At 69.5% G+C, this 11,678-nt stretch carries 14 protein-coding genes; 7 read left to right on the forward strand and 7 right to left on the reverse strand.

Features of this window, described 5'->3' with window-relative positions; all coding sequences use genetic code 11:
* Positions 1 to 5: 5 nt before the first annotated feature.
* On the reverse strand, positions 6 to 431 hold the full coding sequence (locus tag NY1_RS38660) for a DUF6325 family protein (RefSeq protein ID WP_067722530.1): 426 nt from the start codon (positions 429 to 431) through the stop codon (positions 6 to 8).
* A gap of 86 nt (positions 432 to 517) precedes the next feature.
* Between NY1_RS38660 and NY1_RS38665 the strand changes: the two genes are divergently transcribed.
* Positions 518 to 2,197 (forward strand): SulP family inorganic anion transporter, encoded by a 1,680-nt coding sequence (locus NY1_RS38665; protein ID WP_067722503.1) that lies wholly within the window; start codon positions 518 to 520, stop codon positions 2,195 to 2,197.
* Between the two features lie 6 nt (positions 2,198 to 2,203).
* On the opposite strand, the gene NY1_RS38670 is transcribed toward NY1_RS38665, so the two are convergent.
* Together NY1_RS38670 and NY1_RS38675 are read right to left on the reverse strand one after the other, a co-directional pair.
* Entirely contained in the window at positions 2,204 to 2,578 is a 375-nt protein-coding gene (locus NY1_RS38670) for an SHOCT domain-containing protein (RefSeq protein ID WP_067722505.1), read from the reverse strand.
* Between the two features lie 4 nt (positions 2,579 to 2,582).
* A complete protein-coding gene (locus tag NY1_RS38675; protein WP_067722506.1) occupies positions 2,583 to 2,825 on the reverse strand; it encodes a hypothetical protein in 243 nt (80 codons plus the stop codon).
* A gap of 201 nt (positions 2,826 to 3,026) precedes the next feature.
* Here NY1_RS38675 and NY1_RS38680 point away from each other — a divergent pair, with 201 nt between their 5' ends.
* Positions 3,027 to 5,663: a winged helix-turn-helix domain-containing protein gene (locus tag NY1_RS38680; RefSeq protein WP_067722508.1), complete on the forward strand. Its 2,637-nt coding sequence runs from the start codon at positions 3,027 to 3,029 to the stop codon at positions 5,661 to 5,663.
* 75 nt (positions 5,664 to 5,738) lie between these two features.
* On the opposite strand, the gene NY1_RS38685 is transcribed toward NY1_RS38680, so the two are convergent.
* Positions 5,739 to 6,122: an Rv0313 family protein gene (locus NY1_RS38685; RefSeq protein WP_067722511.1), complete on the reverse strand. Its 384-nt coding sequence runs from the start codon at positions 6,120 to 6,122 to the stop codon at positions 5,739 to 5,741.
* Between the two features lie 211 nt (positions 6,123 to 6,333).
* Between NY1_RS38685 and NY1_RS42455 the strand changes: the two genes are divergently transcribed.
* On the forward strand, positions 6,334 to 6,765 hold the full coding sequence (locus NY1_RS42455) for a helix-turn-helix domain-containing protein (protein WP_157762763.1): 432 nt from the start codon (positions 6,334 to 6,336) through the stop codon (positions 6,763 to 6,765).
* Between the two features lie 65 nt (positions 6,766 to 6,830).
* Here NY1_RS42455 and NY1_RS38695 read toward each other — a convergent pair whose 3' ends face one another.
* Positions 6,831 to 7,613, reverse strand: coding sequence for an SDR family NAD(P)-dependent oxidoreductase (locus NY1_RS38695; RefSeq protein ID WP_067722515.1), 783 nt, complete (start codon positions 7,611 to 7,613; stop codon positions 6,831 to 6,833).
* A 96-nt stretch (positions 7,614 to 7,709) separates the two neighbouring features.
* Between NY1_RS38695 and NY1_RS38700 the strand changes: the two genes are divergently transcribed.
* Both NY1_RS38700 and NY1_RS38705 read left to right on the forward strand, forming a co-directional pair.
* Positions 7,710 to 8,327 (forward strand): TetR family transcriptional regulator, encoded by a 618-nt coding sequence (locus tag NY1_RS38700; protein WP_067722517.1) that lies wholly within the window; start codon positions 7,710 to 7,712, stop codon positions 8,325 to 8,327.
* A gap of 193 nt (positions 8,328 to 8,520) precedes the next feature.
* Positions 8,521 to 8,832: an STAS domain-containing protein gene (locus NY1_RS38705; RefSeq protein ID WP_067722531.1), complete on the forward strand. Its 312-nt coding sequence runs from the start codon at positions 8,521 to 8,523 to the stop codon at positions 8,830 to 8,832.
* On the opposite strand, the gene NY1_RS38710 is transcribed toward NY1_RS38705, so the two are convergent.
* The gene (locus NY1_RS38710) at positions 8,762 to 9,661 is read right to left on the reverse strand and encodes a SigB/SigF/SigG family RNA polymerase sigma factor (protein WP_067722519.1); all 900 of its coding nucleotides are present in this window, start codon (positions 9,659 to 9,661) and stop codon (positions 8,762 to 8,764) included. The genes NY1_RS38705 and NY1_RS38710 overlap by 71 nt on opposite strands.
* An 83-nt stretch (positions 9,662 to 9,744) precedes the next feature.
* On the reverse strand, positions 9,745 to 10,074 hold the full coding sequence (locus tag NY1_RS38715; RefSeq protein WP_067722521.1) for a plasmid stabilization protein: 330 nt from the start codon (positions 10,072 to 10,074) through the stop codon (positions 9,745 to 9,747).
* A gap of 140 nt (positions 10,075 to 10,214) precedes the next feature.
* Here NY1_RS38715 and NY1_RS38720 point away from each other — a divergent pair, with 140 nt between their 5' ends.
* Together NY1_RS38720 and NY1_RS38725 are read left to right on the forward strand one after the other, a co-directional pair.
* A complete protein-coding gene (locus NY1_RS38720) occupies positions 10,215 to 11,150 on the forward strand; it encodes a YihY/virulence factor BrkB family protein (RefSeq protein WP_233434676.1) in 936 nt (311 codons plus the stop codon).
* A gap of 135 nt (positions 11,151 to 11,285) precedes the next feature.
* On the forward strand, positions 11,286 to 11,678 hold a 393-nt coding region (locus NY1_RS38725; protein ID WP_233434677.1), incomplete at its 3' end, for a chromate transporter.

Here is an 11,678-nt window from a genome sequence, read left to right on the forward strand (position 1 = left end):
CTTTCCTACGATGACGCCAGGGCGGCGTCCAGGGCATCGCGGTCGACCTGGACGTGGAGGATGACATCGCCGTCGGCCCGGCGAACGGTGTCGGCGAGGCTGCGGGCCCAGGTCTCCTCGTACACGACCACCACGGCGGAGGTGCCCGCGCGCATGGTGGAGCGGATCGGTTCGAGGTCGGAATCGCTGACCAGTTCGCGGCCGTTGCCGGTGAGCCCGGTGAGGCCGAGCTCGTCGAGCGGCTCGTCGAAATCGATCTCGGTGATGTAGCCGTTGGCGTCCTTGGACAGGAACACCAGGTCGAGCACCGTCACATACCCCCGATCGACCACGTCCCGCAGCGCGGCCCGCACGCTCACATCGAGCTGGGTGCCGGGAAATCCGATCACCACCAGCTCCACGGGCCCGAGATTCGAAGTTGTTTGCGCCATGCGGTGATGCTCGCGGCGCCGGCCCGGGCGCGCCTCACCCACCGGGGGTGAGGTCGGGTGCGCGGCCGTCGGCCTAGGGTGAGCGAATGAGCGCCCGATGGCCGGTTTTCGAATCGCTGCAGGGTTATCGCACGGCGTGGCTGTGGCCCGACGTGCTGGCGGGACTGACGGTGTGGGCGGTGCTGGTGCCCGAAGCGCTGGCCTACGCCACCATCGCCGGGGTGCCGCCGGTGACCGGGTTGTACGCGGCGGTGCCGGCGCTGGTGCTGTACGCGCTGGCGGGCAGTTCCCGGCACCTGGTGGTCGGGCCGATGTCGGCGACCGCGGCCCTGTCGGCCGCCATCATCACGCCGCTGGCGGGCAGCGATTCGGGGCGCTACCTGGCGCTCTCCACGGGGCTGGCGATTGCCACGGGGGTCCTGGGATTGCTGGCCGGGCTGATCCGGCTGGGCTTCGTGGCGGCGTTCATCTCCGAGCCGGTGCTCAAGGGGTTCATCGTCGGGCTGGCCCTGACCATCATCATCGGGCAGGTGCCGAAACTGCTCGGCATCGGCAAGCATTCCGGCGATTTCTTCGAACAGGCGTGGGGCGTGCTCACCCACCTGGGTGAAACGCAATGGCGCACAGCGCTTGTCGGCGCGGTCAGCTTGGCCATCGTGGTCGGGCTGAAGCGGTGGCTGCCGCTGGTGCCCGGCTCGCTGCTGGCGGTGCTGCTGGGCATTCTCGCGGTGCGGCTGCTGCATCTGGACGAGCACGGCGTCGCGATCGTCGGCCATATCGATGCCGGTCTGCCCGCCCTCGGCCTGCCGGCCGGGGTGAGCTTCCACGATTACATCGATCTGCTCGGCCCCGCGGTCGGCGTGCTGCTGATCGGGTTCGCGGAAGGGCTCGGCGCGGCCAAAACCTATGCGGCCAAAGCCGGTTACAGCATCGACCCCAACCGGGAACTGTTCGGCATGGGCGCGGCCAATCTGGGATCGGGGCTGGCCTCGGGCATGGTCGTCAACGGGAGTCTCTCCAAGACCGCGGTGAACGGTTCCGCCGGGGCGCGCACCCAGCTCAGCGGTCTGGTGGTCGCCGCGCTCACCGTGCTGACCCTGCTGTTCCTGACCGGACTGTTCGAGAAGCTGCCCGAAGCCACCCTGGCCGGTGTGGTGATCGCCGCGGTGATCGAACTCGTCGACTTCGCCGCGCTGCGCCGCCTCTACCAGGTCTGGACCGCCCGGCTGGGCAGCATCTACGGCCGCGCCGCCCGCGCCGATTTCACCGCCGCCCTCGCCGCCATGCTCGGCGTGCTGCTGTTCGACACCCTGCCCGGACTGCTCATCGGCATCGGAATCTCCATGGTGCTCTTGGTGTATCGCGCCTCCCAGCCGCATGTGGCCGCTCTCGCCCGGCACGGCACGCTGTGGCTGGACGCCGAACAGCACCCCGACCTGCCGCGCCGCGACGACCTGCTGGTGGTGCGGGTGGAATCCGGGCTGTTCTTCGCCAATGCCGACTACGTCCGCGAGCGGATCGAGCAGCTGTGCACCGATCGCACCCGCCTGGTCGTGCTCGACGCCGAAACCTCGCCGAGCATTGACGTCAGCGCCGCCGAGATGCTCGATCAGCTACGAGACAGCTTGGCGCGCAAACGAATCGACTTCCGTATCGCTCGCTCCGTCGGCCAGTTCGGCGACGCCCTGCACAGCGCGGACCGCGGCGACCGGTCCATCCGGGTGTATCCCACCGTGGCCGCCGCGACCGCCGATCTGGAGCACTGATTCCGTTCAGGCCAGGGCCTTGGCCTTCAGCTGATCGAACTCCTGCTGGGTGATGGTGCCTTCAGCCAGTAGGAGCTGAGCTTGGGCGATCTGCGCCGAGGGGTTGGTTCCGGCGGTTTGCTGAATGTATGCGGCTTGGGCTTCCCGGATCTGCTTGGCCTGCGCGGTGGAGCGTTCCTGCATGCCTTTGCCGCGGGCGACGAGGTAGACCAGGGAGGTGAGGATCGGCAGGAAGATGAGGAATACGATCCACACCGCCTTCATCCAGCCGGAGGTGGCGTCATCGCGGAACAGGTCGCCGATTATGTAGAACAGCAACAGCAGATACGCGATGAAGGCGAAGCTCACGATAATCAGCCAGAGCACTTCCCAGAACGACATTTTCCTACCTCCGTGGTGTCGGTTGCGGAGCGGTACTGATCAATGCGCTGACCCAGCGTGTCGACGGATCTGTATCCAGCAGAACGGCTTTCGGATCGGACAGGATGCCGGTGAGACCGCTGAGCGTCTTGCCCGGCAGGTCGAGCGCGATGGCGTAGGCGGCCGGCAGCACGATGAGCCCGCGCGGAATCGACCAGGTTGCGGGCCGCGGGATCGGGCCGGTGCCGGGCGTCGCATCGGAGGCCATCGCCGTGTCTCCCTTCGGGACGGCCGCGTGGGCGACACGGCTCACGGCGAGTATTCGCCGGTGGCGCGGGGATGACCATCGCCCGTTTCGGGTGAGCCCGGGGAAAAAGATTCTCCGGCTTTCACAATTCGAGTAGTTTGCTCCGCTAAACTCCGGGAATCGAGCGCGGTCGAAGTTCGTCGATGGAAATCGGGAGGGGCGATGACGGAAGCACACGATCTCGAATTCCTGGAAAGACGGTGGAATTCACTGTCCGATGACGCGGGAATTCCACGCCTGGCATTCGCGCCGATTCCCCGGCGGGATCTGCTGGATGAGCTGGACGCGGTGGCGGAAACCCCGGATGGCAGTGTGCTGCTTGTTCGCTCGCCGGTCGGAACCGGGAAAACCGCGGTACTGGCGCAATGGGCGGCGCGTGCTCGGCGGCAGCGCGGTGCGCGTCGGCGGGTCGCCTGGCTCACGGTGGATCAGCAGTCGCCGGCGACGCTCTGGCAGCAGCTGCGTACCCGGCTGGGGTTCGTGAATCCCGCGCACGGTCCGTTCGACACGCCGCTCGCGGCTGCGGACGCACTCGCCGGGGCCTTGGCCGAATGCGGGGAGCGGGCCCTGATCGTCCTCGACGATGCGCATCTGATCACCGACCCGCCGACGCTGGCCGCCGTCGAACACTTGCTGTTGCACGCGCCGCCGACCGTCATGATCGTGGTGGCCGGGCGCTTCGAACCGCCCATCCGCTGGCATCTGCTGGAACTGTCCGCGCGGCTGCGGCGCTGGGGCGCGATCGATCTGGCGTTCTCGGCCGCCGAAACCCGGCGGCTGTGCGGCGATCAGGGCTGCGAACTCGCGGACGCCGAACTGGCCACACTGCTGGAGCTCACCCGCGGCTGGCCCGCGCTGGTCCGGCTGTCCGCCGTGTATCTGACTGCGCGGCAGGACGATTCGGCCGCCGCGCTCACCGCCCTGGCCCGGCTGCCTGCCTCGATCGCGGACCTGCTGGCCGCCGAGCTGATCGACACCCTGTCCCCGGACCTGCGCATGTTCCTCACCTACACCAGCGTCCCGGCCGAATTCACCGAACAGCTCGCCGACGAACTGGTCGGCGGCGGGGCCGGGCATCGGCTCCAGGAACTGGAACGGTCGAACTTTCCGCTCACCTCGGTGGTGCGCGGCACCGAGATCCGGTTCGCCTACCACCCGATGCTGCGCGCCTACTTCCGCGCCGAACTCGACCGGCTCGGCCCGGACCTGGCGGCGGAACTGCATCTGCGGACCTCACTGCACCTGCAATCCACGCGGGAACCGGAGGCCGCGCTGCCGCATGTGCTCGCCATGCCGAATCGGCAACCGCTGCTGGCATTCCTGCGCGAGCACGCGCTGCACCTGACCATCAGCGGGCACGGCGCCAGCCTGTTCGAAGCGCTGACGGCCATCGATCCGGCGCTGCCCGCGGATCCGTATCTGCGGTGGCTGCGCGTGGTCGACGCCCTGGTCCACGGTGACACCGGCGCGGCGCGCGCCCATTTCGAGGCCATGCGCGAGCGCCCGGACGATCAGGAATCCCTCGCGAGCGCCGAAATGCGCACCGCCCTGGCCGCCGCGGTCACCTGCGAGCTGGCGGTGACCACGGGACTCGCCCTGGACGACCGATTCGTCGCCGACGCCCTGCCCGCCACCGGGCATGCCGATCTCGATGGGTACGCGCGCATCGAGACCGCCACCGCCCTGGTCGTGCGCGGCGATCTCGCGGCGGGGGAGGAGCGGCTGCGGCAGGGCCTGGCGGTGGCCGAGCTGAGCGCGCAACCGCGGTTGCGCGTGCGCGCCCTCACCCGGCTCAGCGTGTCCGCGGCCCTCGCGGGCGCCGTCACCACCACCCGGCAGCGCGCCGAGCACGCGCTCGAACTGGCGCGCACGCACGCGCTGCTCGACACCCCGGAAGCCGTGCAGGCCACCGCCCTCGCCGCCTTCGGCGCCTACGTGCAGGGCGATCCGGCCGAAAACGAGGCCATCGCACGGACTCTCGCCGAACACACGCTGCTGGACGGCTCGCTCGGCGCGACCGGCGGCTGGCAGGCCCATCTGATCGGCAGCCTGGTCGCCTTCGACACCGCCGACAACAAGATCGAAGCGGCGGATCGCCTGCGGCACAGCTTCGTTCGCGTCCTGGACACCAGCCCGGTCCCGGCCACCAGCGCCGGGCTCATCGCCCTGGTGGTGTGGCCGCTGCTGCGCGTGCGCGAAACCTACGAGGCGCAACTGCTGATCGAACAGAGCCGCACCGCACTCGGCGATTCCCCCGAAATCGCCATTGCCCGAGCCGCTCTCGCCGAAACCGCGCACCGCTCGCGCGGCGTGCTCGAACTCGTCGACCCGGTCCTGGCGGAGGAGGTGCCGCTGCATCCGGTGCATCGGGTGACCGCCTGGCTACTGCACGCGGCCGCCCATCACGCCCTCGACGATGTCACCCGCGCCCGCGACGGCGTGGAGCACGGCCTGCGGCAGGCCGCCGCCGAACGCATCGCCCGCCCCTTCCTGGAAGTGCCCGGCGCCCTGACCCTGCTGGACCGCTTCACCGGCAGCTTCGGCCGCTACGACGCCTTCGCCACCCGCCTGCGCCACCACCCCCTGGCCCGCCGCCGCACCGGCCACTCGACCCTGACCGGCACCGAACTGAAAGTGCTGCGCCAGTTGCCCTCTGGCCGCACCATGCAGCAGATCGCCGACGACCTCGGCGTCTCGATCAACACCGTCAAAACCCACCTGCGCGCCATCTACGCCAAACTCGGCACCAACTCGCGCGTGGCGGTCCTCGGCGCCGCCCGCAGCAGCGGACTGCTCTGAACCTGACGCCCGCGAAAACCTCTGCCTCGCTGTGGATTTCACGTGGCAGCCGATTCCGCGGTCGGTGATCGCGGGCTAGGTCGCGTCGAGCACGCTCACTGCGACGCCATAGGGCAGGAAGCGGACGCGGCGCGTGGCGTCGGTATTGTCGCGATGGGCGCGCAGGGCTTCGAGTTCGTTGGGGAAGACCTGATCCACCCGGGCGCTGCCGTCGGCGTCGAGGGTGTAGATGGCCCAGACTCCGCTGCCGGATTCACCGGCGGTATCGCCTTCCGGTTTGGCCGTTCTGGGGCTTTCGGGCTGGGTGAACTGGGTGAGCAGACCGGCCAGGGTGTTGAGGCTGGTGCGGTCCACGTACTGGGCGGCCTTGCCGAGCAGGTCACGCATTTCGATGCCCGCCTCGCGCAGGGCGCGTTCGAAGTCCTCGGGGTCGATCCCGAACGGTCCGTTGGTTGCCATCGCATCTTCTCCCGCAACTGATTCGGCGCTACCGACCAGTGTCCTCGCGGGAGCCGAGCCGCGCCACGACGAGTGGAAACGGGGTGGGCGGTCGTCCGGATCGGTCGGCGTGGCGCGCCGACACTCGGGCATGATCGAGGATTCTCGCGAACTTGTGGCAACCTATCCGGTGCTTCAGCGAAGGCTGGGATTGTGGATCGAGGAGCGGTGTATGGCGAAAATGGGTAGGCGGAAGCGGTCCAGGCTCATCACGCAGGGGCTGCTGACTTCCGGCAAGACGCGGCCGCAGGAGGCCGTGCGGGCGCAGCCGGAACCGGTCGTGGCGCAGGCGGAACCGGTCGCGGCGGCGGCCCCGGCGGCCGCACCCGCGCAGGCCGCCGCGGCGGTCGCGGGAGAGCCGGACATCAAGGCGCTGTCCGAGCGTGTGAAGGCGCGGCGGAAGGAAAACGGCTGGACGCAGGCCGATGTGGCGCGCAAGGGCGGTCCGGCCGCCGGCGCCGTCAGCCAGATCGAACGCTGCCTGATGGAATCCCCGGCCGAGGACGTGCTGGCCAAGCTGGACACCGCACTGGAATGGCCGGCGGGCACCGCCGAGGGCATTCTGCGCGGTGCGGAGTCCGAGCTGGTCGGCGCCGCGGGCTGAGCGGTGAGGGCCAGGCCCCGGCCGGAATTCCGGTCGGGGCCTCGGGTATTGCCGCGGTCGAATTGCTACGTGTGTGCCGCACCGTCGATGCGGATCTCGGTGCCGCTGATGAACCGGCCGTCGTCGGACACCAGCATGGCGATGACGCCCGCCACGTTCTCCGGCCCGGCCAGTTCCTCCGGATTGTCCTGCGGCAGTACGGCGATCAGCCGGCCGAACAGCGACCAGTCCGAATCCTGCGGCAGATAGCCGGGAGTGGCGTCGGTGATGCCGGACTTGATGCCGCCGGGCGCGACGCTGACCGCGCGCAGCCCCTGCTTGCCGTACTCCAGGGCCAGTACATGGGTCAGCGTCTGCACGCCGCCCTTGCTCGCCGAGTACGCGGCCATGTACGGGTGCGCGAAATTGGCCGAGGTGGAAGAGAAATTGACGACCGTGCTGCGCGGGTTGGCCAGCAGCGCGGGCAGCGCCTCGCGGATCACCAGGAACGTGCCGGTGAGGTTGACATTGATGATCTGATTCCACAGATCCAGGGACGTCTCGTGGGTGTGCGCCGCGCGCAGGATGCCCGCCGCGTTCACCAATGCGTCCAGCCCGCCGAGCGATTCGACGGCGCTCGCCACGCCCGCGACCACGTCGGACTCCGAGCCGATGTTCATTTCGAGGGTGGTCAGCCGGCCGTCGGTGCCCGCCTCGGCGGCCTGCTTGCGGGTCAGTTCCAGGCCCTCGGCATTGACGTCCGCGCCGGCGACGATCGCGCCCTCGGACAGCAGACGGAGAACGGTGGCCTGGCCGATGCCGGATCCGGCGCCGGTGACCAGAATGCGGCGCTGCTCGAGACGGTTCATGGATCTCTTCCTGATCGGTGGAACTAGTTAATGACACAGTATGCCAAAAATGGCACGGCGCGCCATGAAATCTTTCGGCCTCGGTAAGGTGCCCGGGTGAGCAGCGAGCGAAATCGCGCCGGGCGGCCGGCGCTCAGCGAGACCCGCCGCGCCGCCACCCGCCGCGAAGTGGCGATGGTCGCGGCGCACCTGTTCATCGAAAACGGCTATGCCGCAACGACGGTCGAGGAGATCGCGGCCGCCGCCGGGATGGGATTGCGTACTTTCTACCGCTATTTCGCGGGCAAGGAGGATGTGGTCGCGCCGCTGCTGGCCATCGGCACCCAGGCCTGGGCGGACGAACTGGCCGCCTGCCCGCCCGAACTCCCGCTGCGCGAGGCCCTGAGCCGGTCCTACCGCGCCGCCACCGCGGGCACCCTGGCCGCCGAGGGCATCGCCGAAACCCGGCTGCGCCCGCTGGTCCGGGCCGCCACCCAGCTGCCCGCGCTGCGCGCCACCTGGCTGCGCGTCCAGCACGATTGCGAAACCCAGCTCATTCCCATCATCGCGGCCCGTACCGGCCGGCCCGCCGACGATCTCGATGTCGCGCTCGCCGCCGCCATGGCCAATACCGCGGTCCGGCTGGCGACCGAATTGTGGGCGGCCGCCGATACGCCGAACTCCGCCGCCGACGTGGTCGACGCCTGCCTGGCCCGGATCACCTCGGCCTGGTGAACCCCGTCACGCGCCGGCGGCGGCTACCACGGGCAATCCGCGCGCACCGGCACGCCGGAGGTGTGAACCGGACCGATAACGGGCACCCCTTGGGCAGGGTTGAGCAGTCTGCCCAGTCTCGCGCTTGATCTACGAGGCGATTCGTCGGCGCACCGCCGTTGCGGGCGCCACGCTATGGGCCGAGGTCCTGATCATGACCGAATTCCGATCCGCCAGCCGGGTGACCGGCAATGGCGCCACCCCCACCTGCGCTATCGCCGGTGATATCGATATCCGGACCGTCGACGAGTTCCGGGCGGCGCTCGCCGTCGCCCTGCGCTCCGGCGAACCTGCCATCATCGATCTGTCCCGGATCACCTTCTTCGGCGTCGCGGGCCTGCGCGCGCTGGTGGACGCGCGCGATTACGCCGCCGCGCACAATATCTCGCTGTGGATCATCGGCTCGCACTGTGTCGAGCGGCTGCTCGCCGTCGCGGGCCTGTCCGATGATTTCGGCATGCTGTGACCGGGGCCGGAGCGGGCTCGAGCGCCCGCTCCCGCAGCTCGCGCAGCACCCGGGCCAGGATGCGCGAGATCTGCATCTGCGAAATACCCAGCACCGCAGCGATTTCCGTCTGCGTCTTGTCCTGGCCGTAGCGCATGACCAGGACGGCGCGTTCGCGCTCGGGCAGCTCCGCCAGCAGCGGCCCGGCGGTGATCGAGTCCTCGATCAGGTCGTAGCCGGGGTCCGCGGCCGCCAGACCGTCCACCGGCGCCAGGGGCTTGTCGCCCTCGTCGTCGAAAGCCGCTCGGGTGTCCAGGGATTCGGTGGTGTAGCTGTTCGCGGCGATGAGCGCCTGGGTGATCTCGGTCAGCTCCGCGCCGGTCGCCTCGGCCAGTTCGCGCGCGGTGGGCTGCCGGCCAAGCCGCTGCGACAGATCGGGGATGACGGTGGTCAGCCGCTGCTGTAGTTCCTTGAGCCGCCGCGGCACTCGCACCGCCCAGGTGCTGTCGCGGAAGTAGCGTTTGACCTCGCCCATGATGGTCGGAATGGCGTACGCCAGGAAGGTCGCGCCATTGCCGGGATCGAACCGGTCGACCGCCAGCACCACGCCGACCGCCGCGATCTGGTTCAGATCCTCGAAGTCCACCCCGCGTCCGGCATAACGGCGCGCGATGTGCTCACCGAGCGGCAGGCAGCGGCCGATGACCTCGTTCCGCAAGCGCGCGTACTCGGCGCTGTCGGCGTCCAGACCTGCGAGCTTGTCCAGCCAGGGCTCGATATTGTCGTACGAATCGCCGCCGCGGCGGCGTCCGCTCGCAGGTCCGGGCCGGGCTTCGGGTTCACTGGGCATGTCTACTTCCTCAACCGTGGCAATGAAATTCGCGTACTGCGGCCGATACCCAGTAGTTACGGAAGAAAACCCGCCGCGTCCGCTCAGTCCTTGCCGAGCGCGTGCGCGAGCTGGGATTTCGTCATCTTGGACCGGCCTTCGATATTGCGCTGGCGGGCCTCGTTGTAGAGCTGATCGCGGGTCAGGCCCTTGGGTCCGCGCCGCCCGGAGCGCTGTCCGCCCCGCTGCTGCGGCGACTTGTCCTGCACCGAGCTGCGGCTGGCGGTCTTGGTCTGCCCCGCCTGGGCCCGGTTCTTGTTCACCGTCCGCGCCGCGATCTCCTCGGCGCGGTCGGTGCTCTCGCCGCGCTCCTTGGCCGAATCCTTGATGTGCTGGTACTGCCGCTCCTGCTTCCGCGTCCATTCCTTCGGCATGGCGTGCCTCCTGATGGTTGTGCCGGATATCGCGGCGGTACCCGCCGCACGGCCCGGCAAACTCGCAGCCATACGGCCCGGAAAACCCGAGTTTCCGCCGGTCACGGGCGGGTATGCCGGGGAAGCGCGGAGGTGGGCCCATGGTACGGCGACGGATAACCGGTCCGACGGAGCTGCCCGGGCGGCGCTGGGGCGAAGTGGCGAAGCGGGTCCTGCTCGCGGTCTGGACGAACCGGCTCACCGATTGGGCGGCGGCGCTGACGTATTACAGCGTGCTGTCGCTGTTCCCGGCGCTGCTGGTGCTGATCGCGGTGCTCGGGCTGCTCGGTCCCGGCGCGACCGATTCGCTGATCGCCACGGTGCGCGAGATCGGTCCGGGCAACGGGACCGCGCTCGTGGTGGACGGCATCGAACGCTTACAGGATGCCCGATCCTATTCCGGCCCAATGGCATTCGTCGGGCTCGGCACCGCCGTATGGACCTCGTCCGGGTACATCGGCGCGTTCATCCGGGCCGCGAATTCGCTGTACGAGGTGGACGAGGGGCGCTCGATCTGGAAGACGCTGCCGCTGCAGCTCGGACTCACCCTCGCGACGGTGTCGGTCGTCGCGGTCTCGGCGGTGGGCGTGCTGTTCACCGGGCGGCTGGCGGCGCGCGCGGGGGAGTGGCTCGGGGCGGGGGATACCGCGGTGCGATTGTGGGGCTTGCTGAAATGGCCGGTGCTGGCCCTGCTGGTGAGCCTGGTGTGCGCGCTGCTGTATTGGGCGGCGCCGAACGTGCGGCAGCCCGGATTTCGCTGGCTCACCCCGGGCAGTGCGCTCGCGGTGCTGCTGTGGGCCGCGGCGTCGGCCGGATTCACCGTGTACGTGACGCATTTCGGGTCCTTCAACCAGGTGTACGGGTCGCTGGGCGGTGCGGTGGTCTTCCTGATCTGGTTGTGGCTGACGAATCTCGCGGTCCTGCTCGGTGCGGCCTTCGACGCCGAGCTGGTGCGTGGCCGCGGCATCGAGGAAGGACAGGACGCCGACCAGCCGCCGTTCCTGCCGCCGCGCGACGATCCGGACGAGACGGATTAGGACGTGCGGGCGGCGCGTCATGCAATCCGGGGCCGCCGTGTGGTCTTCGCGCCGTGGCGCGCGAGGTCGTGCCCCGGCTGTTAGCGTCTGCGCTGATCGGAGTCCGGTTCGGGTGTGAGGTGAGGGAGTGCGGGTGTGAGTGCGGAGGCCGATGGGCCGGTGCCGGGCGGGCCGGTGCCCCTGGGGACCATCGCGCGCGAATGGGGACGGATCGGGTGTATCGGATTCGGCGGGCCGCCAACCCATATCGCCCTGCTGCGCAAGCTGTGTGTGGAGCGGCGGCGCTGGATCGGGGCCACGGAGTTCGAGGACGCGATCGCGACCATGAACCTGCTGCCCGGCCCCGCGTCCACGCAGCTGGCCATTTTCTGCGCCTGGCGCTTGCGCGGCACGGCCGGGGCGCTGGTGGGCGGGCTGTGTTTCATCGTGCCGGGTCTGGTGCTGATTCTCGGGCTGGCCGCCTTCTTCCTCTCCGGTGATCTGCCGGCCTGGGCGGGCGGCGCGGCGGCCGGTGCGGGTGCGGCGGTG

The organism is Nocardia yamanashiensis NBRC 100130, from assembly GCF_001613325.1.
Lineage (GTDB): Bacteria > Actinomycetota > Actinomycetes > Mycobacteriales > Mycobacteriaceae > Nocardia > Nocardia yamanashiensis.

What these genes read in the sequence shown, in the direction of transcription:
- NY1_RS38660 (WP_067722530.1), bottom strand. Translation starts at nt 431, where the DNA reads ATGGCGCAAACAACTTCGAATCTCGGGCCCGTGGAGCTGGTGGTGATC.
- NY1_RS38665 (WP_067722503.1), top strand. Translation starts at nt 518, where the DNA reads ATGAGCGCCCGATGGCCGGTTTTCGAATCGCTGCAGGGTTATCGCACG.
- NY1_RS38670 (WP_067722505.1), bottom strand. Translation starts at nt 2,578, where the DNA reads ATGTCGTTCTGGGAAGTGCTCTGGCTGATTATCGTGAGCTTCGCCTTC.
- NY1_RS38675 (WP_067722506.1), bottom strand. Translation starts at nt 2,825, where the DNA reads ATGGCCTCCGATGCGACGCCCGGCACCGGCCCGATCCCGCGGCCCGCA.
- NY1_RS38680 (WP_067722508.1), top strand. Translation starts at nt 3,027, where the DNA reads ATGACGGAAGCACACGATCTCGAATTCCTGGAAAGACGGTGGAATTCA.
- NY1_RS38685 (WP_067722511.1), bottom strand. Translation starts at nt 6,122, where the DNA reads ATGGCAACCAACGGACCGTTCGGGATCGACCCCGAGGACTTCGAACGC.
- NY1_RS42455 (WP_157762763.1), top strand. Translation starts at nt 6,334, where the DNA reads ATGGCGAAAATGGGTAGGCGGAAGCGGTCCAGGCTCATCACGCAGGGG.
- NY1_RS38695 (WP_067722515.1), bottom strand. Translation starts at nt 7,613, where the DNA reads ATGAACCGTCTCGAGCAGCGCCGCATTCTGGTCACCGGCGCCGGATCC.
- NY1_RS38705 (WP_067722531.1), top strand. Translation starts at nt 8,521, where the DNA reads ATGACCGAATTCCGATCCGCCAGCCGGGTGACCGGCAATGGCGCCACC.
- NY1_RS38710 (WP_067722519.1), bottom strand. Translation starts at nt 9,661, where the DNA reads ATGCCCAGTGAACCCGAAGCCCGGCCCGGACCTGCGAGCGGACGCCGC.
- NY1_RS38715 (WP_067722521.1), bottom strand. Translation starts at nt 10,074, where the DNA reads ATGCCGAAGGAATGGACGCGGAAGCAGGAGCGGCAGTACCAGCACATC.
- NY1_RS38720 (WP_233434676.1), top strand. Translation starts at nt 10,215, where the DNA reads ATGGTACGGCGACGGATAACCGGTCCGACGGAGCTGCCCGGGCGGCGC.